23 protein-coding genes and 1 pseudogene are annotated in these 21,987 nt (G+C 71.3%); 9 read left to right on the forward strand and 15 right to left on the reverse strand.

Annotation, left to right across the window (positions count from 1 at the left end; translation table 11 throughout):
• Nucleotides 1-54 precede the first annotated feature (54 nt).
• From AB0K12_RS38745 to AB0K12_RS38795, 11 genes are all read right to left on the reverse strand, one after another.
• The gene (locus AB0K12_RS38745) at nt 55-1,374 is read right to left on the reverse strand and encodes a hypothetical protein (RefSeq protein WP_364572491.1); all 1,320 of its coding nucleotides are present in this window, start codon (nt 1,372-1,374) and stop codon (nt 55-57) included.
• Nucleotides 1,375-1,485: 111 nt separating this feature from the next.
• Nucleotides 1,486-2,373 carry a hypothetical protein gene (locus AB0K12_RS38750; RefSeq protein ID WP_364572493.1) on the reverse strand — a complete coding sequence of 296 codons (888 nt, stop codon included), beginning with the start codon at nt 2,371-2,373 and terminating at the stop codon, nt 1,486-1,488.
• A 12-nt stretch (nt 2,374-2,385) separates the two neighbouring features.
• On the reverse strand, nt 2,386-3,198 hold the full coding sequence (locus AB0K12_RS38755; protein ID WP_364572495.1) for a hypothetical protein: 813 nt from the start codon (nt 3,196-3,198) through the stop codon (nt 2,386-2,388).
• A 154-nt stretch (nt 3,199-3,352) separates the two neighbouring features.
• The gene (locus AB0K12_RS38760) at nt 3,353-4,132 is read right to left on the reverse strand and encodes a class I SAM-dependent methyltransferase (protein WP_364572497.1); all 780 of its coding nucleotides are present in this window, start codon (nt 4,130-4,132) and stop codon (nt 3,353-3,355) included.
• Nucleotides 4,126-7,200, reverse strand: coding sequence for a lantibiotic dehydratase (locus AB0K12_RS38765; RefSeq protein ID WP_364572499.1), 3,075 nt, complete (start codon nt 7,198-7,200; stop codon nt 4,126-4,128). Before AB0K12_RS38765 ends, AB0K12_RS38760 begins: the two co-directional genes overlap by 7 nt.
• Nucleotides 7,201-7,233: 33 nt before the next feature.
• The gene (locus tag AB0K12_RS38770) at nt 7,234-8,577 is read right to left on the reverse strand and encodes a lanthionine synthetase C family protein (protein WP_364572502.1); all 1,344 of its coding nucleotides are present in this window, start codon (nt 8,575-8,577) and stop codon (nt 7,234-7,236) included.
• Nucleotides 8,570-9,532, reverse strand: a complete 963-nt coding sequence (locus AB0K12_RS38775; RefSeq protein ID WP_364572504.1) for a hypothetical protein — start codon at nt 9,530-9,532, stop codon at nt 8,570-8,572. The genes AB0K12_RS38770 and AB0K12_RS38775 overlap by 8 nt, the downstream gene beginning before the upstream one ends.
• Before the next feature lie 79 nt (nt 9,533-9,611).
• Nucleotides 9,612-9,779 (reverse strand): hypothetical protein, encoded by a 168-nt coding sequence (locus AB0K12_RS38780; protein WP_364572506.1) that lies wholly within the window; start codon nt 9,777-9,779, stop codon nt 9,612-9,614.
• Between the two features lie 40 nt (nt 9,780-9,819).
• A complete protein-coding gene (locus tag AB0K12_RS38785) occupies nt 9,820-11,238 on the reverse strand; it encodes a PqqD family protein (protein WP_364572508.1) in 1,419 nt (472 codons plus the stop codon).
• A 58-nt stretch (nt 11,239-11,296) separates the two neighbouring features.
• On the reverse strand, nt 11,297-11,434 hold the full coding sequence (locus AB0K12_RS38790; protein WP_364572510.1) for a hypothetical protein: 138 nt from the start codon (nt 11,432-11,434) through the stop codon (nt 11,297-11,299).
• A gap of 25 nt (nt 11,435-11,459) precedes the next feature.
• Nucleotides 11,460-12,233 carry a fused MFS/spermidine synthase gene (locus tag AB0K12_RS38795; RefSeq protein ID WP_364572512.1) on the reverse strand — a complete coding sequence of 258 codons (774 nt, stop codon included), beginning with the start codon at nt 12,231-12,233 and terminating at the stop codon, nt 11,460-11,462.
• 282 nt (nt 12,234-12,515) lie between these two features.
• On the opposite strand from AB0K12_RS38795, the gene AB0K12_RS38800 reads away from it, so the two are divergent.
• From AB0K12_RS38800 to AB0K12_RS38825, 6 genes are all read left to right on the forward strand, one after another.
• Entirely contained in the window at nt 12,516-12,719 is a 204-nt protein-coding gene (locus AB0K12_RS38800; RefSeq protein WP_364572514.1) for a hypothetical protein, read from the forward strand.
• Between the two features lie 84 nt (nt 12,720-12,803).
• Complete coding sequence (locus AB0K12_RS38805; RefSeq protein ID WP_364572516.1) at nt 12,804-13,322, forward strand: MauE/DoxX family redox-associated membrane protein; 519 nt, start codon at nt 12,804-12,806, stop codon at nt 13,320-13,322.
• A 24-nt stretch (nt 13,323-13,346) separates the two neighbouring features.
• Nucleotides 13,347-13,919: a TlpA disulfide reductase family protein gene (locus AB0K12_RS38810; protein WP_364572518.1), complete on the forward strand. Its 573-nt coding sequence runs from the start codon at nt 13,347-13,349 to the stop codon at nt 13,917-13,919.
• A complete protein-coding gene (locus AB0K12_RS38815; RefSeq protein ID WP_364572520.1) occupies nt 13,919-15,757 on the forward strand; it encodes an ABC transporter ATP-binding protein in 1,839 nt (612 codons plus the stop codon). Before AB0K12_RS38810 ends, AB0K12_RS38815 begins: the two co-directional genes overlap by 1 nt.
• Complete coding sequence (locus tag AB0K12_RS38820) at nt 15,754-16,203, forward strand: S26 family signal peptidase (protein ID WP_364572522.1); 450 nt, start codon at nt 15,754-15,756, stop codon at nt 16,201-16,203. Before AB0K12_RS38815 ends, AB0K12_RS38820 begins: the two co-directional genes overlap by 4 nt.
• 231 nt (nt 16,204-16,434) lie before the next feature.
• Nucleotides 16,435-17,115: a hypothetical protein gene (locus tag AB0K12_RS38825; protein WP_364572524.1), complete on the forward strand. Its 681-nt coding sequence runs from the start codon at nt 16,435-16,437 to the stop codon at nt 17,113-17,115.
• Nucleotides 17,116-17,119: 4 nt separating this feature from the next.
• Here the strand turns inward: AB0K12_RS38825 and AB0K12_RS38830 are convergent, their stop codons facing one another.
• On the reverse strand, nt 17,120-17,656 hold the full coding sequence (locus AB0K12_RS38830; RefSeq protein ID WP_364572526.1) for a hypothetical protein: 537 nt from the start codon (nt 17,654-17,656) through the stop codon (nt 17,120-17,122).
• A gap of 80 nt (nt 17,657-17,736) precedes the next feature.
• Between AB0K12_RS38830 and AB0K12_RS38835 the strand changes: the two genes are divergently transcribed.
• From AB0K12_RS38835 to AB0K12_RS38845, 3 genes and pseudogenes are all read left to right on the forward strand, one after another.
• Nucleotides 17,737-18,072, forward strand: coding sequence for a metalloregulator ArsR/SmtB family transcription factor (locus AB0K12_RS38835; RefSeq protein WP_364572528.1), 336 nt, complete (start codon nt 17,737-17,739; stop codon nt 18,070-18,072).
• Nucleotides 18,073-18,082: 10 nt separating this feature from the next.
• Nucleotides 18,083-19,312 (forward strand): GNAT family N-acetyltransferase, encoded by a 1,230-nt coding sequence (locus AB0K12_RS38840; protein WP_364572530.1) that lies wholly within the window; start codon nt 18,083-18,085, stop codon nt 19,310-19,312.
• A gap of 360 nt (nt 19,313-19,672) precedes the next feature.
• Nucleotides 19,673-19,882, forward strand: a pseudogene (locus AB0K12_RS38845) (hypothetical protein); the annotation flags it as partial.
• Here the strand turns inward: AB0K12_RS38845 and AB0K12_RS38850 are convergent.
• The 3 genes from AB0K12_RS38850 to AB0K12_RS38860 all read right to left on the reverse strand — a co-directional run bounded on the left by AB0K12_RS38850 (nt 19,868) and on the right by AB0K12_RS38860 (nt 21,929).
• Nucleotides 19,868-20,242, reverse strand: a complete 375-nt coding sequence (locus tag AB0K12_RS38850) for a metalloregulator ArsR/SmtB family transcription factor (RefSeq protein ID WP_364572532.1) — start codon at nt 20,240-20,242, stop codon at nt 19,868-19,870. The pseudogene AB0K12_RS38845 and the gene AB0K12_RS38850 sit on opposite strands and share 15 nt — an antisense overlap.
• Before the next feature lie 82 nt (nt 20,243-20,324).
• Complete coding sequence (locus AB0K12_RS38855) at nt 20,325-20,528, reverse strand: hypothetical protein (protein ID WP_364572534.1); 204 nt, start codon at nt 20,526-20,528, stop codon at nt 20,325-20,327.
• 12 nt (nt 20,529-20,540) lie between these two features.
• Nucleotides 20,541-21,929 (reverse strand): FAD-dependent oxidoreductase, encoded by a 1,389-nt coding sequence (locus tag AB0K12_RS38860; protein WP_364572536.1) that lies wholly within the window; start codon nt 21,927-21,929, stop codon nt 20,541-20,543.
• Nucleotides 21,930-21,987: the final 58 nt, after the last annotated feature.

Below are 21,987 nucleotides of genomic sequence, written 5' to 3' on the forward strand. Positions count from 1 at the left end.
GCCGCAGCGGGAGGACGTCCCAGGTCATCGGGCCTTTGGTCCCGAAGTCGGGTGTCAGCCGCCGGTGGTGCGGGCGGCCAGCTGCCCGGCGACGTCCTTGATCGAGGTCAGCACCCGCTCCTCGCTGAGCGCGGTGGTGTCGGAGTCGGGGCCGGCGGTCGAGGCCACGGTCGACAGGCCGCCGAACGTCACCTCGACGACCTGGCCGCCCACCCGGTAGACCAGGATCGCCTCGCGCCGGTCGACCACCTGCGTACTGGTCCTGAGCTGCGCGAACGCCTCCTCACCTATGCCTGTCACCGGGACCGGCCCGCCCTCCTCCGTCAGCCGCTGCTCCTTCGGCACCCCGGCGGGCGCGGCCGCGGCGTCCCTCTCCTTCTGCCGGAACTCGGCGCGGGCCGCGGCGGCGCCCTTCTTCACGGTCGTGACGTGCACCCGCAGGTTCACCATGTCGTACGCGGTCTCGCCGCTGCCGTCGGACTCGAAGACGCTGCTCCAGCTGCACACCGCCCAGCGCTCGCCGGGGTGGTCGGAGTTGCGGGCGCTCGTCCTGGCCTTGCCGACGTACTTCCGCACGGTCTGCGCCGGGAGCGCCCTGCACACGTCCTGGCCCCTGGACGCGGCGGTGATCCGGCCGGCCTCACCGTTCCCTTCGTCGCTCCGGGCACCGCCCTTCAGCAGGGCGGCGGCCAAGGACTTCGCGGCCTGCTGCGCGGAGCTCATCACCCGCGGCTCGGGGAGCTGCCGATAGCCGCCGTTCAGGCCGGGCAGGCTGTCGTAGCCGCCGTATCGCAGGGTCACCAGGGCGCCGGAGAGCTGGAAGGTCACCTCGGCGTCCACGCTCTTCGTGGGCGTGTCCGTGCTCACGGACGTGAACGCGTACGACGCCTCCCCCAGGCCGGGCACGCCGGTCAGACCCCCGAACCTGGTGCCGGGAGGCGGATCTCCCAGCATCTCCTGGGTGTTCTCCTTCTTGATGGCGAAGTGGCGTTGCGCGTCGAAACCGTCCCTGGCCTTCTCGTAGGTGGTCAGGGTCACTTCGAGGTCGCGTTTCTGCTCGACCCTGCCGGCCGGCTGCTCGCCCGACTCCCAGACGCAGCCGCTTTCGGCGGACGACATCGTCGAGGTGTCGTCGGCGGGGTTCTCCTGCGCGTTGCGTACCAGCTTCTTGAGCAGGGCGGAGGGGAAGATCGAGCAGATGTTCTCGCCCTTGTAGGAGGCCAGCTCGGCGGCCGCCCGTTCCTTCTCGGGTTCCTTCTCCGGTGCTGTCGCCTCCGTACGCGCGCCGTCGCCGCCGCCGCGTCCCGGCAGCGCCGCGCAGGCGGTGGCGACGGCGCCACCGACCAGGGCGAGGGCGAGGATCGACGCGGTCAACGGTCCTTGAGGGGATTGCGACATGACCGTCGATCGTACGAACGCACGTTGGTGCGAACTTGGTGCACGCTCTTCGTCCTAGCGGGCGGACACTTCCTGACCCGCCCGCGCTCACTGCCCGGGCGGGCACTCCGGCGGCGCCATCTTCAGCACGTGGAACTCCAGCCGCAGCGACCCGTCCGCGGGCAGCGCGATCGCCCGCGCCCACGGGCTCGTCGCCCAGCAGGCGGGCAGCAGGAAGTAGCGCTGGTTGGAGTGGATGAGCAGGCGCAGACCGGTGTAGCGGTAGCGGAACATCGCGTTCGGGTCGGGCAGCGTGGTCTCGGTGATCCCTGGACCTTCCAGGAAGAGGCGCCGCGCGGCGTAGACGACCGTGCTCGGCAGCATCCCCGTGTCGGCCCGGTACGCGGCGGCGGCCTCCCACCCCTTTTGCTCCGCGTACTCGGTGACCGACCACAACAGCAGGAGCAGCAGCAACGCCCCGCAGGCCGCGCGGCGCACGACCCCTCGGGTGGTGGAGGCCGTACGTCCGTTCAGCCTGCCGTACAGGCTCTCGGCGTAGACCAGCAGGACGATGCCGGCGCCCAGGCAGAGCGGCAGGAAGTAGCGCGGGAGCACCGCCCATCCGGCCAGGCCCAGGAGGCCCGTCACGGTGCCCGCCGCTCCGGCCACGGCCGCCACAGCGAGGCCCCGCATCGCGGCGGTGCGATGCCGCCCGGCGGCCCGCGTCAGCCAGGCGTGCACCGGTGGCGTGACCAGGGCCACCACCAGGACCAGCACCAGCGGTTCTGCGGCCAGGGTGACGCTGCGCAGCACGTAGTCCTGGAACGACAGGCCCAGCATGCTCTGATCGACGCCGAACTGCGCGTACATGGTGTTGGCGCGTACCGCCCCGAAGTACATCATGATCGCCGCCACGAGCGTGGTCGGCGTCACGATGTGCGTCACAATCCCCCAGAGCCGCGCGACGTCCCCGCCGTCGCCCGCAGAGGTGCTCATGGACGGAGAGGCTTACGACTCGGCCGGAGCCGGACCGTCGTCCCCGTTGCCGTCCGGCGACACGGGGGCCTCGGTCTCGGGCGCCTCGGTGGTGCCCTCGTCAGGCGACTGCGTGGCGCCTTCGTCGGTCTCGCTGACTTCCCCGGTGGGAGTCTCAGGTTCGGAGGTCTCCGAGGTCTCCGGCTCATCGGGCGGCGTCTCGGTCTCGCCGCCTGAAGGAGCCACGGTCGCGCATGCGGGAAGGCCGGCGGGGTCGGCGGCCACCGAGCAGGCGATCTTCAGAAAGTCGTTCCGCTCGTATCCGAGCCTGTCGAGTTCCTTCAGAGCAGCTTCGGCCCGCTGATACTCGCCCTCGGCGGCCGCGCTTTTCGCCTCCACGCTGGCGCTGAACGCCATCAATGAGCGCTTCATGGATGGGGGAGCGTCGGGAATGTACTGTTCAGCCTTGTCGATTCTCGCGAGTGCTTCCTTGTCCCTGCCCTCGTTCGCGGCCGCCGCCGCCCCGCAGACCAGCGCCACCGCCTTCTGGCTGTCCGTGCTGCTGCTGGAGTTGGCCACCCGATCCATCCTCGCCGCCACACCGGAGCCGCGCTTGCCCACTTCTCGCTGGCAGTCCAAGCCGACCCGGGCCGTGGCCTCAGGAAGATCCCCGCTGTTCTCTTCGGAGACGAGCTCTCCCGGGGGCGTGATGACCGGCCGCGCGCCCGGCCCTGCCTGGCCCGGAGCACCGGCCCCTGCCTCTTCCTGATCGGATCCGCCCGAGCCGCAGCCCGCCACCAGCCCGGCGACCACCGCCAGCACGACCAGAAAGGTCCTCGCCACCATGCCCCTGCCCCCACTGCCGCTATCGAAGGGGAGTCATACCGCTCGAAGGCAGGGCCGACGCCGGCGAATAGCCCTCAACACCTAATGCCGGTGGATTCTTGTCCCACTCTTGCTCTCCAGGCATGGAGCCTCATACCGGAAGTCCAAATCAGCGCTACTTCTTTCTGGCCACGATTCTCGGCCAGCCGATCGTGCGGCCGGCGTCCGTCGCCAGTCTGCGGGCCCACTCGGCGCAGGCCGGGCGGGCCTGGGGTGGGGCGGCCTGGGCGGCCAGTTCCTGCCAGCGGAGGCTGTGTCTCCAGCCGTCGGGCACGAGGCCGGCGTGTTCGACGGTCATGGGGGCCGAGCGTTCGAGGTGGGTGCGCCACCAGGCCGGGCTGTGGAAGGCCTTGTGGTCCCAGGTCCACATGTCGGCCAGATGGGCGGGTGGGCCGTCGTTCAGCTCCTCGGTGATTCCGAGGACCACGATGCCGAGGACGCCGCCGGGGGCGAGGAACTGCTGCAGGTAGCCGAGGTAGAGGTCGTCGGTGCCGAAGTACTGGTACGCGTCCAGGCTGATGATCGCGTCGAAGTACTCGTGGGCGAATCTCAGGTCGTGGGCCTCCACGCGTACCGGTAGGACCTGGGATTCCACGCCGGCCTCGACGATCAGGGGCCAGGTTTCCTGGCGGAGCCACATGTCGGCGGCCACGACCTGCACGCCGAACTCCCTGGCGAGGAAGATCGAGCTGGTCGCCCAGCCGCAGCCCAGGTCCAGCACGCGCATGCCGGGGCTCAGGTCGAGCAGGTCGGTCAGCGACTCGGCCAGCCACAGCGGGTTGGGGCCGTCGGCGTAGCGGGCCTGCCAGACCGGGTCGTACGTGGCCGAGCGCGGGAACTGGGGGTGGATGAGCTTCTCGGCGACCAGTACGGGGTCCGCGTCGTCGGTCAGCACGTCGTGGGCTCCGATCCTGGGCGGTTGCGGATGGCGCGGCGGCTGAGCCACCACAGGGCCCGGCACAGGTGTTCGCGGCCGCGGTCGATGCCGGCGAGCCGGTTGACCTGCATGTGGGCGAGGCTTTCGAGGATGTTCTGTTCTGAGGTGGTGAGCAGGTTCAGGGTGGCCAGTTCGCGGATGCGGTGGCCGGTGTCGGTGAGCGGCTGGCGCTGGCGGGCGAAGACGGGGTCCAGCACGGCCCGGTACTCGGGGGCGCGCGGGTCCGGGCGGCGTTCTCCCGGGTTGAGGAGCTCGCAGAGCAGCGGGCGGAGCTCGCGGAAGCGCCTGCGGGCGGTGTCGGTGACGTACGCTTCGCCGTCGTGCGGGTGTGGGTGGGCGCCCCAGGCGGCGTACAGTTCGCGCAGCGCCGCCACCTGCACGACGTCGGGGTCGAGCCCGGTGCGCAGGAGGTCCGCGGCTGCCTCGCTGCCGGCCCAGAACGCGGTCTCGACCAGGGAGATCGCGGGGCCGCCGCCGTATCGCTCCACCTCGCGGTCGTAACTGGTGAACGCGAGGTCCGTGGCCTGGCCGTCGCGGACGAGACCGCTCCCCCATGCGGCGCATCGGGACATGACCTCGGCGGCGTCGCCCCGCGTGTGGAAGCGCAGGCGCAGGTGCGGCAGCGGGTCGGCGTACCGGATGAAGAACCAGCGGTCGGTGAGGTGACCGAGACCGGCGAGCAGGGCGCGCAGCGGCCCTGTGATGATCGCGTCGTGCTGGTCGGGGGCGGCGTACAGCTTCATGTGGATCCACTCGTCGCCGGGCAGCCAGCGGCGGGTGACGGCGGGTGGGGCGGTCGTGCGGGGGGCGGTGGGTTCGGGCATGCGGGTGCGGTCGCGCAGCACCAGCGGTACGACGATCTCGGCGTGGTACGGGCGGCCGGCCTGGTCGCGCAGCCACAGGTCGCCGGGGCCGGGGAGGGCTTCGAGCAGGCGGATCTCCTCGCCCGGACGCCGGAGCCCGCGGTGCAGTTCGTCCACCCAGAGCGGGTGGTCCAGGTCGAGCAGCAGCCGGTTGTCGCGGAAGGTCAGGTAGACGTGGCGCGGCACCTGCCACCTGCGCCGCCACCTCTGGCAGGCGTGGAAGAAGGCGTCCGGGTCGTCGGTGGGCGGGAGGGTGGCGGGGGTGAGCGTCCATTGGGCGGGCTGGAGCACCACCTTGCCGCGGGTCAGCCGGGGCAGGAAGGGTGCGCCCGCCGCCGGGCCCCAGTCGAACGCGCAGAGCGGGGTGTAGCCGTCCTCGGAGAACTCCAGGAGGGCGCGGCAGATGTTCGGGGCCTGGGCGACGTTCACCGCGTGGGTCTGGCCGATCGCCAGGGGGCGGCCCAGGGAGACGGAGCGCAGGTAGAAGTGGTCCCCGGTGGCGCCGAGCACGATGTCGGTCAGCGGGATCTGCTTGACCGGCGGGCCGGTGGGTTCGGCGTTCACGCACACTTCGTGGTCGCGGGTGGGGGCATGGACGGCCAGGTTGCCGCTGCGGTTGGTCGTGATGCCGTGGTTGAGCTCGGCGAACACCGTGTCGGGGCGCAGCTCCTCCTCCAGCCGCTGCTGGGCGCGCAGGCGTGCCAGGGCGGCCTCGTCGAGCAGGTCGAAGAAGCGGCCGAAGGACTGCCCGCCGCCGTAGTTGCCGATGGTGCTGAGCACGATCCGCCACCGGCCGTCGCGGAGCGCCTCGGGCGAGGCGGCGGCGAGCTGGAAGAAGACGTCCTGGGAGGTACGCGGGCGGCTGTGGGCCTCGCCGGGACGCCAGACGGTGAGCCGGTCGAGCAGGTCGTCGTCGAGCTCGACCGCGAGCAGCCCGTCGCGGGCGGCGCGGATCGCGGTCTCGACCAGGGCGCGGTCGCGTTCGGGATGCTCGGGCTCCGGCCGATACGGCCATGCGTGCGCGAGTGCCGGTTCGCGGTAGGTGGCGGGCGGGCCGAGGCCGGTCTCCGGGTTGAGCACGTCGAGCAGCGGCAGCTCGACGCCGGCGCCGTAGCGCTCCAGGAAGACGTGGTGGTAGTCGACGAGGTGCGGTCGCCGTTGCCAGGCGCAGCCGAGCCGTATCAGCAGCTCTCCCGCCTCGGCCGCCGCCGTGCCGATCTCCGCCGGCAGCGTCGCCTGCTCCAGGGCGAGTGCCGTGTCGAGCTGGAACGTCGGGCCGGTGAAGCCGGGCGTCATCGCGCGCTGGCACGCCTCAAGCCGGGCCACTCGCGCGGCGCCGCCTTCCCTGTCCACCTCGTCGGCGAGCTGCCGCACCCTTTGGAGGTCTGCGACGACGTCGTCGTGCACGCCGCGGTCGATCAGGCGCTTGGCCAGGTGGACTTCGGGCAGCGGCTCGGTCGGAGCGGGGAGCAGGTCGGGCAGGAGGATGCGCAGATCGTAGAGCTGGTCGAGCAGGCGGTCGATCTTGTGGTGGGGTGCATTCGGGAAGCGACCTCCCAGGGCGGCCTTCAGCTCGGCGTACGTCGGGCCCTGCTCTGCCAGCTCCAGCGCGGCGGTGAGCGGGCGGCTGGTCGAGAGCTCGATGCGCCGGTTCTGCGCATACAGGACGATGCGGGTGCCGAAGCGGTGCAACAGGGCGTTCACGTGGACGCCGAGCCGGTCGCGGTCGAGCCGGTCGGTGACGTGGGCCAGCCAGACGTTGTCGGCTCTGGTCCTGGTCGCCCGGACCGGGTCGGCGGCCAGGGCCGCGATCCCGGAGGTGTCGTCGAAGGCGCCGGTGGCGACGCCGGCGAACAGGCCCATGGGGGTGGGCCGGGTGGACATCCTCGTCAGGTACCTGAGCAGGGCGGCGTCCCGGCGGTTCGCCGCCTTACCGTCGGTGCCGGGTGTGGACAGCGCGGCGGCCAGGTCCGGGCTCGCGACCTGGAGCGCCTGGCGGACGCGGGGCTCGAAGGCGAGTTCGCGTAGCGCACGCCGTCCCTGGTCACGGGCCTGTGCCAGAGCGGCCGGCGGGTCCTGGATCGTCAGTGTGTCGGCGGGCAGGACGGGGGCGCGGAGCATGAACAGCTCCGACGCCGCGTACAGGCGCTCAGGATGTGCCATGCGGCTGGTCCTCCTTGCTCTCACCGACGCCGCTCAGCCAGCCATCAGGGCGTCGGCCCAGCGGGGCGGCGCCGGGTCGGTGACGGACAGCAGCGCCAGCGCGACGCCCGCCGCCCCCTCCAGCAGTCCTGGCTGGTCGATCCAGGCGCCGCCGGGGCCGGCGGCGAGCGGCGACCCCGGTTCGCCGGTCACCTGCGGCTTGTAGTCCCGCACGATGAGCGGGTGGCCGGGGTCGCAGCCGCCGAGCAGCCGTTCGACCAGGCGTTCCAGCGCCGCCCTTGCCGCCGCGCTGCCGGTCCGGACGGCGAACGCCCGGCAGATCAGCAGCACTCCCCCGAGTCCGTGGCACAACCCCGGGCCGAGGGTGCGCGGCCGCGCCTCCATCTGGCGCAGCGCGGCCTCGAAACCCTCGACCGCGACGGCCCGTACGGACGCGTCGCCGAGCGCCTCGGCGGCGTCGAGCAGGGCGGAGGTGATGCCGGGTGCGCCGTAGCAGTACGCGGGCTCGGACGGCTGCCCCAGCCGGGGCGCGATCTCGCCCGACGCGTCGAACGGCATGACCCGCGACCACGTACGGCCGTGCTCGCCCTGCCAGGAGACCGCGACGAGCTGATCGGCGAGGCCGCGGATCGCCCCGCGCATACCGGGGGCGCGGTGACCGGCGAGCCAGGCCCTGCTGAGCGCCGCCAGCGGCCCCGGGAGGCCGTGGGCCAGGCCGAGGTCCACATAGCCGTGGGGATAGAGCTCGCGTTCGCCGTCCCGTCCGTAGTTCTCCGGCGCGATCCGCCAGGGCGTCCAGCGGGAGGTGGTGAGCGGCCCGTGGCCGGTGGCGCAGCGGGCGACGAGCCGCTCGATGACCAGGTGGACGGTCGCGGGCCGTCGGGAGGCGTAGCCGAGTATCCCGGCGAGGCCGCTGATGACGTCGTAGTCGTGCACGGTCAGCGCCCGATCGGCGGCGGGGCCGAACCCGTCGAGCTGCTGGGCCAACCGGCTGTCGAGGCTGCGCAGCGTCCTGGCGTACCGGCCGTCCTCGTCGCACTCGGCGACGGCGAGGGCGATGCCGGTGGTGCCGAGTGACAGTCCGGGGCGCCGCAGCGGACGCTCGCGGGTGCTCGTGGCGGCCACCTTCAGCCACCGGTGCGCCTGCGTCCACCAGTCGGAGTCAGGGAAGGCGCGGGCGGCGTGCGCGAAGGCGACCGCGCTGCCGGCGGCGCCCCCGTACAGGGCCGCGCCCGGCTCCCACAGGGAGCGGCCGACCGTCGCCGCGGCCGACCGCGCCGCCTCGGCGACCAGCTCCTCGTCGCGGAGGCGGTGCAGGATCTCGGCCGCGACCTTGCGCGCCTCGGACGCCGTCGCGGCGGGCAGCAGCTCAGTCATAGGGGAAGATCTCCAGGAGGTGGCCGAAGCGGGCGTTGAAGAGCCGGTGGTGCTCGGCGGTGAAGACCTCCCGCCACGCGCCGATCCGGCCGCGGTGGAAGCTGTAGGCGTTGCGGTTGAACACCTTGTCGGCGACGACCTCGGGGTCCATGTCGGTGCCGACGTGTTCGGCGACCCGCCGCACGGCGGCGAGCTGGCGTTCGGCGCTGCCGCCGCCCTCCTCGCCGATCAGCTCCTCGAACGGCACGGCGCACACGTCGGGGTGGTGGAACAGGCTGACGGCGGCGTCGAAGTCGGACAGCAGCGGGACGGCCGGGTCGCGGAGAAGGTAGGTGATGCGCTCGGACATGGTCGGCAGGCTGCGCAGGATCGGGCGGAACACGGCGGCTTCGGGCTGGCGGCCGAGCGCGTGGCCGCCCTCGCCGGACAGGAACGTCGCCATGGAGATGAGCGTGTCGCGCGGGTCGCGGTAGCCCAGGATCATGCGCGGGCCTTCCGGGCTCTGCCACTCCCGCAGGAACACGGGGTCCATCCGCCAGATGTCGAGCGAGTGGAACGTCCAGCAGATGCCGGGCGGGGTGGTGGAGAAGGGCCGCCCCCACGCCTCGGGGTGCATCGGCACGGGCTGGTCCAGCTCGGGGCTGGCCAGCTTGGTGTGGGAGACGTTGCCCGCGGCGAGCTTGGCCCGCCACAGCTCGGCGACCTGGAACCACAGGAGGTTGGTGGCCTGGACGAACCCGTCGCGGTCCGCCCGGTGGTCGAGCTCGGCCGCCGCGTCGGGATGCATGTAGTGGCGGGCCAGCTCGATGCGCCGGCGCAGGCTCAGCGCCACCACGGCCTCGCGCGGCGGGACGGCCTCGCCGTCGGTGTGGTAGCCGAGCAGGATCATCAGCTCCTGCAGAAGGTGGGTTCCGCTCTTTCGCGGGGAGACGGCTATGACGCGCTCCGCGGGCATGGTGGGGACCTCTCGTTCGCCGTGCCGTCCCGTCGCGACCGGCATGGGGACGGGTCGCGACGGGCGGATCACCTGATGCTCAGCAGCACCTGCTGGGCCACGAGGTGACCGTGACGCACGGCGCACACGTCCACCAGTGGGTGTGCCGGCCGACGGGCTGGGTGCCCTCGGGCAGGACGGAGATCTCGATGTCCAGCTCGAACTCGTCGAGGTCGTCGGTCGCGGGTTCGGTCTGCGTGATGCTCATGGCGGTCACCTTTCTTTCCGGATAGGGCGTGATGGGGGCTTCATGCCGTGACGACCAGGCCCTCGTCCACGAGCGCCTGCAGGGCCGTGCCGGCCTGGCGGAGCGCCTCAGCGGGCGGGACGACGCCGGCGACGGACTCGGCGTACTCCTTGATGATCGCCGCGCTGTCCCGGCCGTCGCACAGGCGGTAGACGAGCCAGGCGGCGGGGTTGAGCCAGCGCACGCGGGGCGGGTCGGCGAGGGCCACGACGAGGCGGCGCTGCTCGGGCATCGGCACGGCGGCGACGGGGGCGACGGCCTGGTACGTCGTGCCGTCCCCGTCTCCGGGCGTGGGCGGTGCGAGCAGGTCGAGCGCCTTGACCAGCCAGGCGATGAGCTGGTGGCCGTAGCCGGTGAACAGGCCAGAGCGTTGCGCGAGCTGCTCGGCGAGGTGGCGGGCGCGCAGCTCGGGGGTGGCGTAGCGGGCGCCGCCGAAGGTCGCGCGGCTGAGCGCGGCGTCCGCGGGCGGCTCTCCGAACCGGCTCGTGATCCCGGGTCCTGCTGAGCGGGCCAGGCCGTGGTAGACGGCGAGGTGGACGTACACGTGCAGGGCGAACAGCACCCGCATCAGCGACCAGGCCTCGCGCCGCCACGGGATCGGGACGACGTCGGCGGTGGCGTCGACGTGGTCGAAGACCACGGCGCCGCAGCGGATGATCTCGAAGAGGGCGAGGTGGAGCGCCTCGTGCAGCAGCGCTCCCGCCGCGTCCCAGACGTTCTGCAGCTTCTCGGGGGCGATGAAGACGGTGGCGGGGAAGCGGTCGCCGCCGGAGACGGAGTGCAGCGGCCCGTCCTCGCCCTCGTCGCGGGCGAGGCCGATCATGCCGACGTTGGCGAGGACGCCGGGCCCGACGGACGGCATCAGCGCCGTGAGCAGGGCGGCCGCCTCGTCGATCATCTTGAGTTCGGCGGCGGAGGGTTTGATCGGGACGTCCGCGGTTCCGCGGGGGAACTGCTCGTCGAGCAGGGACCACAGGCGTTCTGTGACGGGATCTTTCGTGCCGCGGGTCGTCTCCGTCCACACCCAGGCCGAACGCGAAGGCTCGCCGGGCGCGCGGCTCACCGCGTAGCCGCCGGCGGCTACGCGGCTCACCGTGTAGCCGGCGTCGGCGGGCAGCAGGCCGGGCAGGAGCAGGCCGGTGTCCGCCTGCGTGGTGATGGTCTGCGGGCCCTGTGTGGTGACGGTCTGCAGGTCGCTCTCGAACGCGCTGCGCAGCACCGGGTCGCGGCTCAGCACCCGCAGGTCCGCGTCGGGTGCCGCCGCGCAGCGCCGTACCGGCTCGGCGTTGTGCGGGCTCAGCTCGGCCAGCAGGGTCAGGCCGACACGCAGCCGCCCGAGCACGCGCCGCTCGACGGCGGCGGCGTCGCCGTACTCGGGGTCGGTGCCGAGCAGCCGCTCCACCTCCTGCCAGAGCGTCATGGGCGAGCTCCTTTCCTTGCGGAGGTGGCCGGATGCCGGTCGGCACCCGGCCACCGGATCACGTGTTGTCGGGACGGTGGGGGCCGCGGTCACGCGGGTACCAGTCGCGCTCGGCCGCGTTGTCCGAGGTCACGGCCGGAGCCTCCACCGACGCGCTGGAGCGGATGAACTCGCGGGGGTCGGGCACTGACGTCATGATCATCTTTCCTTTCGTTGGTTGATCACCTGTCGGCAGATGGCTTGAGTGGGAGCGCGGGCGGCGAGTCGACGGCGTCCGCGTCGGTCAGCGGACGGGCGTCTGCGGCGAAGCGGTCCAGCTCGGCACCGCTGAGCAGCGGCGTCCCGGCCGGCGGGCCGCCCGCGACGACGAGGTTGCCGATCCGGTCGCCGCGCAGCACGTCGGGCTCGGCGAACAGGCGCACCTCGTCGAACACCGCCCGGAACGTCGCGACCTGGCGGCGGGTGAAGGCGAAGGGGACCGCGTCCAGGATGTTCAGCGCGTAGTGGCCGCCCGGCTTGAGCGCCGCCGCCACCGCGGTGAGGAACTCCAGGCTGGTGAGCCGCGCGGGGACGCCGGTCCTGATCAGCACGTCCGTGACGATGAGGTCGTAGGCGTGCGGGCGGACGGATCTGATGGCGTCGCGGGCGTCCGCGATGCGGATGTCCAGGCCGGGAGGCGGCGGCAGTACCTCGGTGACCGTCTCCATCAGTGTGGCGTCCCGGTCGACGACCAGCTGGGACGAGCCAGGGCGGGTGGCGGACACGTAGCGCGGGAGCGTGAGTCCTCCGCCGCCCAGGTGCAGCGCCGTGATCGGCGTGCCAGGGGGCGCGGCTGCGTCCGCGATGACGGCCAGCCACCGTACGTACGGCATTTTCACCCGGCGCGGGTCGGCGAGATTCACGTAGGACTGCGGGAAACGGTCGAGAATAAGCACCCACATATCGGGACGACCGGCGGCCGGCGTCAAGTCGACCGTGCCGAAATCGGTCGACACGGTGACCGCGCCTTCGGGTCCTTGATGAATGGTCATGGAATAACGGACCTTTCTCGCGACCCGTCCTTCGACAGCCACGAGCCTAGGTCGATGCGCGCGCTCATCACAGGTCAGCGACCGGCCATTCACCGGACATTTTCCGCGATCGCCGGTCACGCCACTGTGACGGGCCGGCCCCGCGCCCGGTGAATGTCCGGCAGATACCCTCCCCATGCCCTTTGAACTCCTGACCTGCGCGTCGATACTCCTGAAGGAGAACGCACACAGGAAGGTGGAAACGGCATGAGAACTGCTTTAGCGTCGGTGGGCGACAGGCTGCTCACGCTGCTCGCGCCCAAGGCGGTCGCCAGCGCGGGAGGCTGCGAATACGAGCAATTCTGCAGCTCCCCGCTATGCAAGGCGGGGAGCACGGTTTACCCGCGTACGTCGTACATCCTGTACAGCAACTGCGACATCGTCGCCACCGGCTGGTGTTGCGCCTCTTAGCGCCGCATCGGCGATTTCCGCTTGGTTCCGCGTCGCGCGGGACCAAGCGGAAGTCATCCCGGACTTCTGTGGGGAGTCGAAACAGTGCTTGCTTATGTTGGCTTCGGTTGCCGGGTGTTGCTCGCGGTGGTCTTCCTGGCGGCGGCGGTGAGCAAAGTGCGCAGCCGGCGCGATCGGGCCGCCTTCTCGACGTCTCTGGCGGCGTTCGGCGTCAAAGCCCGGTTCAGGCCCGCCGTGGCCGCGGCGGTGATCACCGGCGAGCTGTCCACGGCGGCGCTGCTGGCGGCCGATGTCACCGCGCTCGCGGGGCTGGCCCTCGGCGCGGCGCTGCTGATCGCCTTCATGGTGGCGATCGGCTCGGTGCTGCGGCGGGGATCGCCGGTGAGCTGCCGGTGTTTCGGCGCCTCGACGCAGCCGCTGGGCCGGCGGCACCTCGTCCGCAACGCGCTCCTGCTGCTGGTCGCGGCGGCGGGCGCCACGGGCACCGCGCCGGCCGTGGGGTGGAACCCGGGGGCGCTGCTGGTGGCCGGGTTCATGGCGGTGATCGTGGCCGCTCTTGTCATCTCTTATGACGATCTCGTGTCGGCGGTCCTCCCCCGCTGACGCTTTCCGGAGGAGAGTGGGTCGATGGATGTGGTGCTGATCGCCGCGGTCGTCGTGGTCGGCGTGCTGGGCGGGCTCAACCTGCTGCTGATGCTCGCCGTGCTGCGGCGGCTGCGCGAATACGACGACAAATGGGCGCGGTCGGGCATGGACAACCTCGCCCAGCGCAGGTTCCTCCCCGACGCGGGCACGCGGGTCGCCGACTTCACCGCGACCACGCTGGACGGCGCCGAGATCGCCCTGCGCGACCCGGCCGGGGTGAGCGGGGTGGACGGTCCGCTGCTGGTCGCGTTCTTCGCCCCAGGCTGCCCGGCCTGTCACGACGAGCTGCCGCGTTTCGTCCAGTATGCCGCCACCGCGCCGGGCGGCCGCGAACGGCACCTGGCGGTGGTCTCCGGGGCACCCGACGAGGTCGCGGACGTCGTCGAGGCCGTCTCGCCGGTGGCCCGCGTGGTGGTCGAGCCGGACGAGGGGCCGGTGACGACCGCGTTCGCCGTACGGCGCTGGCCCCTGTTCGTCCTGCTCGGGAAGGACGGCACGATCCTCGCCGGTGTCGGCGGCGTCTCCGCTCTCGAGCGGCAGGCCGTATCGGTGTGATGCGCGCTCTCGACGAGGATGGGTCCGGCTGGCGGGAACGCTGCGTGACCGCGCTCGGCCTGGCCTGGCGGGCCAGGCCGGCGCTGCTCGCCGCGCAGCTGGCCGGGGCGCTGGTCATGGGCGCGACGCCGGTCGCGGTCGCGTGGCTGACCAAGCAGATCCTGGACGAGCTGCTGGGACGGCAGCAGCCCATCGGCTGGCTGCTCGGGCAGAGCGCGCTCCTGGCCGGGTTCGGGCTGGTCGCGGCGGCCCTGCCGCATCTCTTCCAGTACGTCGACGCCGAAATGGGCCGCTCGATCCGGCTGCACAGCCGCGACCGGCTGTACACGGCGCTGTCGCGGCTGGCCGGGCTGTCCAGGTTCGAGAACCCGGCCTTCCACGACCGGATCCGGCTGGCCCAGCAGGCCGGCGAGATCTCACCCCAGGCGATGCTCGGAGCCTCGCTGGGCGGCGTGCGGACGGTGGTCACCATGCTCGGGTTCACCGGGTCGCTGCTGGCGGTCAGCCCGGTCATGGCCGCGGTCGTGCTGGTCTCGGCCGTGCCGGTGGTCGCCGCCGAGCTGAGCCTGAGCGCCAGGCGGAGCCGGATGATGTGGACGGTCAGCCCGCACGAGCGGCGGCAGGTGTTCTACTCGCAGCTGATGATCGACCGTACCGCCGCCAAGGAGATCCGGCTGTTCGGCCTGGCCGACTTCGTCCGCTCGCGGATGCTGAACGAGCTGCGCCAGGTCAACGCCGCACAGCGGCGGCTGGACCGGCGGGTGTGCCACACCCAGTTCGCGCTGGCCGCGCTGACCGCGACCGTCGCCGGGGTCGGCCTGGTCTGGGGGATCCTGCAGGCCCGCGCCGGCCTGCTGACGCCGGGCGACGTGATCGTCTTCATCGCGGCCGTGGCCGGCGTACAGACCGGCCTGTCGGGACTCGTCTCCCAGCTCGCCTCAGGGCACCAGGCGCTCCTGCAGTTCGCGCACTACCTGGCCGTCATCAACGCCGAACCGGACCTGCCCGCCCCGGTCCTCCCCGCGGCCGCGCCCTCGTTGAAGGGCGCGATCGAGCTGCGCGACGTCTGGTTCCGCTACGACCCCGACAAACCCTGGGTGCTCCGCGGCGTGAGCCTGCGCATCCCGGCCGGCTCCCTGCTGGCCCTGGTCGGCGTGAACGGCGCCGGCAAGAGCACCCTGGTCAAGCTCCTGTGCCGCCTGTACGAGCCAACCTGCGGCTCGATCACCTGGGACGGCGTCGACATCCGCCACATCCCCGTCGCCGACCTGCGCGAACGCATCGGCACCGTCTTCCAGGACCACATGAACTACGACTTCACCGCCGCCGACAACATCGGCATCGGCGACCTGCCCGCCCTGCACGACCGCGACAGGATCCGCACCGCCGCGACCGCCGCCGAGGTCCACTCCACCGTCACCGCGCTCCCCCACGGCTACGACACCCTGCTGAGCCGCATGTTCTTCATGAACGCCGACTCCGACGACGCCACCACGGGCGTGACCCTGTCCGGCGGCCAGTGGCAGCGCATCGCCCTCGCCCGCGGCCTCATGCGCGGCCGCCGCGACCTGCTCATCCTCGACGAACCCAGCTCCGGCCTGGACGCCGAGGCCGAGCACACCATCCACCGCCGCCTGGCCGAACACCGCCACGGCACCACCAGCGTCATCATCACCCACCGCCTCAACGGGGTCCGCATGGCCGACCACATCGCCGTCCTCGACGACGGCCGCATCACCGAACAGGGCACGCATGAGGAGCTGATGGCGTACGACGGCACGTACGCCCGCCTTTTCCGCATGCAGGCCTCCGGCTACCAGCCAGACCCGATCCCGTGATCCCCCTGACCCTGCTGACCGCCCTGGTCCTGACGATCACCCTCATCCGCCGCACCCTCGTGATCGTCACCGTCTCCGGCACCAGCATGACCCCGACCCTGCGCCCTGGTGAAAAGCTCCTGGTCCGCAGATGCGACCTCACCGCTTTGCAGGTCGGTGACATAGTGGTCCTGGAGCCCCCACGCATCCCCGTCTCCCCCGAGGTCACAGCTTTGGCCCCGTTGCCGACCCGGACGAAATGGCAGGTGAAGCGAGTAGCCGCACTCCCCGGCGACCCCATCCCGGAACCGGCGAGAAAGGCATCAGGCAGCCTGCGAACCGTCCCGAACGGCACCCTGATCGTGCTGGGCGACAACAGGGCCAGCCACGACTCCCGCCTCTCAGGCCCCTACCCCGCCACCCACCTCCTGGGCCGCACCCTCAGGAAACTCTCCACCCCCACCTGACGCCCAGGCGCACCTGGCGCACGGCTTCGGCGTCCACCAGCGATGAGGGACATGCGAAAGGCCATGCGCTTGATCCTCGTCCTGCTGACGGCGGGTGTCGGTGGAGGAGCTTGTCCATCAGCTCGGACCAGCGAACGTACCGGCCATAGGGGAACCCCCGCCGGTTCATGAGGCGTTGCACCTGTAGATGCCGGGCCTCGACTGGCCGTTTGCCTGCCTTTCGGAGCGTTCATGAAGCCGCTGCCGTACAGAATTCAGGCCCTCCTCTTCGCCGCAGCTGCTCTGTCGTTCTGTCTCAGTGTCTATCTTGAGGAGAATCATCTCGACTACCTCGACAGACATCCCATCATGGTCAATCTGATCTCCGGCGTAGTGGGGTTCTCCACTGCGACTCTGGTCATCAGCGTCGGGTTCAACTGGTATGCGGGCAAAGAGGATTCAAGACAGCGGAAGGAGCACTACTCTTCGCTGATCTGGCATCTTCGCTCTTTCCTGACCTACGCTCACGACGAAGCCTGGACCACGATTCCTGAGGACATCGCAGGTACGGCGGCTCGGCTGCTCGGATATGCCGACCAGGAAGACGCACGTCTGTACGCGTACAGCGATAGGCTGGCGACAGGGCGCATACCAGGACCGTCGTCTCGCCTGCACCGGCACTGCACTGAGATCTTCGCAGTCGGAGCCAAGCTGCACGAGGCCCTTGATATCGGCCCCGACGCCGGCATTGTCAGAGCACGTACTGCTGGGTTGGCTGCGTATAAGGATTATCTGCGTGCCGGCTCGGGTGCGGCCGATGATGAGTACTGGAACATGGTGAGTGCTACGAGTCGCTACGCTACTCTCCTTTTGGACCATCCCGCATGCGATGCCCTGTCTCAGGATATCGAGCTCCCTAACGCATCCCCTTGACGCCTTACGACCACTCGTCGGCGTAAGGCGTGAAGAGCGTGTCGCGTTGCAGCCACGACTCGTTGAGCAGCTCACTGTGCGGCTCTCCCCGGACGATTCCGAGGAGGAGGTCGGTGGTGGGCAGGTCGGACCGTTCCCATGCGTCGCCGTTGCGGTCCGAGATCCGGATCGGGTACGCGGCGGCCGTCGCCTCGGGTGAGACCTGCCAGTAGAGCGTGACGCCTGTGCCGGTCGAGGCCCAGGGCAGCAGGCTGTCATCAGGGGCGAGATCGTCGGGGCGTTCCACGACCTCGTCCTCGAACAGGTCCTGGAGTTGTTCCCACTCCAGCTTCGATCGCTCCAGGTCGATGTGCTTGAGCCCTGCGGGCACATGGAGCCTCAAGAAGCCCAGCCAGAGGCCGCCTCCGCCTGCGTCGAGAAGCTCGCGGTAGTCCGGCGGTACGGCGGTTTCGAGCCGGTGCTCGACTCGTTCCCAGTCGTACGGGACGGGCGGTGGTGCGGGACTCGCCCTTTCGATCAGCTGCTGAGCTGCGGTTGCCATGCGGGTGCGCCTTCAAGATCGCTGGTGTGACTTCAGAGCCTATTGCCAGACTCTCTTTCATCGAATATCGTCGATTGTCGATGAAAGAGAAGACGGGGCCACTGCCGCGCGCGGAGGCCGAGGAGTATGCGAGCTGGTTCAAGGCGCTGGCCGACGCGACCCGGATCCAGATCGTGTCGTTGCTGGCCAGGCGGCGGGAGCCGATGAGCGTGGGTGAGATCGTGGCCGTCTCCGGGGTGGGGCAGTCCACGGTGTCGCATCACCTGAAGATCCTGGCCGAAGTGCGGTTCGTGCTGGTGGAGCGGCAGGGGACGTCCTCCCTGTACCGGATCAACGACAACTGCGTGAGCTGTTTCCCCACCGCCGCCGACGTGGTGATGGGCAAGCCGGTGCCCGATGCGCCGGTCTGTGAGTGAGGAGATCTCTATGGCGTCCGACGAGATCATCGACCACTACTCAGCCCTGGCCCGCAGCGCGCTACATGGGCAGCGCATCGCCGACTGCGATCCCGTCGCCTTCACCGGTGGCGGTTTTGGGCCGGCCGGTTACGACGACACCGCCGCGCTCCCTGACGGGGCGCTTCGCGCCAGCCTGGGGTGTGGCAACCCGGTCGCCGTCGCGGAGATACGTGCCGGTGAGACGGTGCTCGACCTGGGCTCCGGTGGTGGCATCGACGTGCTGCTGTCCTCGCGCCGCGTCGGCCCGTACGGCACCGTCTTCGGCCTGGACGCCAGCCCCGCCATGGTGGAGCTGGCGCGGCGCAACGCCGAACAGGCGGGCGTCACCAACGTGCGGTTCCTGCAGGGGACGATCGAGGCGATCCCGCTGCCCGGCCACGCGGTGGACGTGGTCATCTCCAACTGCGTGATCAACCTGTCCGGCGACAAGGCGGCGGTGCTGGCCGAGGCGTTCCGGGTGCTGCGGCCGGGCGGCCGGTTCGGGGTCAGCGACGTCGTCACCACGCAGGTGCTCGACGAGCAGGCGCGGCAGCGGGCCGAGGAGCGCATCGGGTGTGTCGCCGGATCGCTCACGGTGCGGGAGTATCGGGACCTGCTCGTCGAAGCCGGCTTCGTCGCCGTCACGGTCACCTTGACCGCCGATCACGGCGACGGGGTGCACTCGGCGATCGTCCAGGCGCGAAAGCCCGCCATCGGCCCCGGCCTGGAGATCCGGCCGATGCGCGAGAGCGACGCTGCGGAGGTACTCGCGATCTACCAGGCCGGGCTGGACACCGGCCAGGCCAGCTTCGAGACCGTCGCGCCCAGGTGGGAAGGGTTCACCGCGAGCAGGTTGCCGCAGCTGCGGTTCGTGGCCGTGGACACCGATTCCGGCGAGGTGCTCGGCTGGGTGGCGGCCTCGGCGGTCTCGGCTCGGAGCGTCTATGCCGGGGTGGTCGAGCACAGTGTTTACGTCCACCCCGGCTGCCAGGCTCACGGCATCGGCCGCGCCCTGTTGACGGCGTTCGTCGCCGCGTGCGAGGACGCCGGCGTGTGGACGATCCAGTCCGGCATCTTCCCCGAGAACGCCGCCAGCCTGGCCCTCCATCGGGCGGTCGGGTTCCGTGTGGTCGGCACCCGCGAGCGCGTCGGCTGTCACCACGGGGTGTGGCGGGACGTGGTGATGGTGGAGCGGCGCAGCCCGGTGGTCGGCACCTGACCCACGCGGGAACATCGCGCGGCCCGCGATGGTTACAACCAGCGTGGCCGGTGTGCCCAGTGTCCCCGGGCCTCACCTTTTGCCTTCGCGGACTACCGTTCGGCTGGAGCCGCGTTGAGCCTTTCGCCGAGAGGCGACACGCACACCGGTACGCAGACATCTGAAGGCCCCGCTGTCCGGCGGGGCCTTCGCCGTCTCCGGGCCGGCCGCTGCGGCGGCGGTGCCGCGAGGTTGCCGGCCCAACCCGCACAGGCCGCCGCGCCGCCGGTCGGCGTGATCGGTGCTCTGCCGGTGCTGGATCGGTTCCTGCCGGTGTGGATCATCGCGGCCATGGGCGCCGGGCTGTTGCTCGGGCGGCTCGTCGCGGTCGGCGTCTTCGGCGTCACCTCCGGCCAAGCCCTGGCCGGCGTGGTCGGCCCGCTCATCGAGGTCCCCGTCCTGGTCGCGCTGGTCTACGTCAGCCTGGCCGGCCGCCGCCGTCCGTGCCATCCGCGACGACATCCGATCCCAGGTCGTCAGCCTGCTCGGCGAGCTACTGCGCGATGGCAGGGGCGGTCAGCGGTCGGTTAGCGGGGCGAACAGGGCGCCCAGCCGGTTCACCGTCTCGGGGATGATCCAGTAGTAGACCCAGGTGCCGCGCCGCTCACTGCCGATCAATCCGGCGGTGCGCAGCACCTTGAGGTGGTGACTGATGGTGGGCGCGGTCAGGTCGAAGGCGTCGGTCAGGTCGCACACGCACGCCTCGCCGCCGGCGTGAGAGCCGATCATGGACAGCAGCCGCAGGCGTACCGGGTCGGCCACCGCCTTGAGCAGCACGGCCAGCTCGGCGGCGTCGCCTTCGCCGAGCGGCTCGCGGGCGATCGGCGCGCAGCACGCCCCATCCTGCGCGCCCTGGCCGGCCTGGACGAGGGGCAGCGTGGTGGCGGTCATGCGGGGGCCTCCGGACCTGACGGGTGCTTCGACGTTCGTCTAAATGATAGTCGGTGGTAGCCGGTGAGTGCGGCGGCGGCGATCAAGCGACGCCGGTCAGCGGCATGAAGACGGAGGAGGAGAAGCCGGCCACCACGCTGATCGCGAGCAGTGCCGTGGCCCGGGACTGGGTGACGGCCAACGCCGCCACCAGCCGCCGGTCCTTGAGGGAAGGGCGGCCGGGGACGGAGTCGGGGCCGCTCCCGCCACCGGTCGAGGCGGCGGTGATCGGATCGGGGGCGGGCATCGAATCTCCTGGTCAGCCGCAGCAGCCGCCCTGGGAGGCCCCGACCAGCGGCAGCGGAGTGCTCAGGAGACCGCCGCTGATCCCGGTGGCCAAGCCGACCCGCTGCTCTTGGGCCTCGGCGAGGTTGGAGGAGCAGACGCCGGTTTCGGGCAGGTCGAGCTGGACGTCCCGCGCCGCCTCCCAGTCCCCGGCCAGCGCGGCGACCACCGAGCGGGCCTGCTCGTAGCCGGTGGCCAGCAGGAAGGTGGGGGCGCGGCCGTAGCTCTTGACGCCGATCGCGTAGTAGCCGTCCTCGGGGTGGGCGAGCTCGTCGGCGCCGTGCGGCGGGACGGTGCCGCAGGAGTGCGCGTTGGGGTCGATCAGCGGGGCGAGGGCGCGGGTGGAGCCGAGGATCGGGTCGAGGTCCAGGCGCAGTTCGCCGGCGATGGTGTGGTCGGGGCGGTAACCGGTTGCGGCCACGATGCGGTCGGCGGTGACGGTCTGCTCGTGGCCTGAGGGGTCGCGGCTGAGCACGCGTACCTGGTCGCCGTCCCGTTCGACGGCGTGGGTGAAGAAGCCGGTCACCAGGCGGATGCGGCCGCTCTCGACGTGGGCGTGCAGGCGGGTGCCGAGCGCGCCCCGTGCGGGCAGGGCGTCCGCGTCGCCGCCTCCGTACGTACGGGCGGCGCTGCCGGCGCGGATCGCCCACGTGATCGGGGTGTCCTCCAGCTGGGCCAGCGCGAGCAGCGTGGTGGCCGCCGAATGGCCGGCTCCGATCACCAGGATGTGCCTGCCTGCGTACCGGTCGCGGTCGGCGCCCAGAACGTCGGGCAGGGCGTGGTCGATCAGGTCACCGGCATCGGGTTCGCCGTGGGCGGGCAGGCCGGAGGCGCCGAGCACGTTCGGGGTGGCGTAGGTGCCGGAGGCGTCGATGACGGCACGGGCGTGCAGCTCGCTCCCGTCGGCCAGGCGGATCAGGAACGGCGCCTGCTCACGTCCCGCCGTACGAACGCGGTCGTAGCCGAGCCTGCTGATCGCCGTCACCTTCGCCCCGGTACGCACCCGCTCACCGAACAGCTTGGCCAGCGGCGCCAGGTAGTCGTCGATCAGCTCGGCACCGGTGGGCAGCCATTCGGGGTCCGGCGCGCTCCAGCCGTCGGCCTCCAGGAGGCGGCGGGCGGCGGGGTCGATGTCGTACTTCCAGGGACTGAACACCCGTACGTGCCCCCACTGCGCGATCGACGCCGCCGCCCGCTCCCCCGCTTCCAGCACCACGAAGTCGAGCCCGCGCTCGGCGAGGTGGGCCGCGGCGGCCAGCCCGATCGGGCCGGCGCCGATGACCGCGACGGGCAGGCCGTCGGGTCGTGCGGCCTGGCGGCTGGGCTCCAGCTCGACGGCGGTGGGACCGCAGCATCCACTCATGGCACTTCTCCCTGTTTCGATGTCCGTCTAAGTAACTCGCTAGCAGAATGCCCGAGGA

Source organism: Nonomuraea sp. NPDC049419, assembly GCF_040676995.1.
GTDB lineage: Bacteria > Actinomycetota > Actinomycetes > Streptosporangiales > Streptosporangiaceae > Nonomuraea > Nonomuraea salmonea.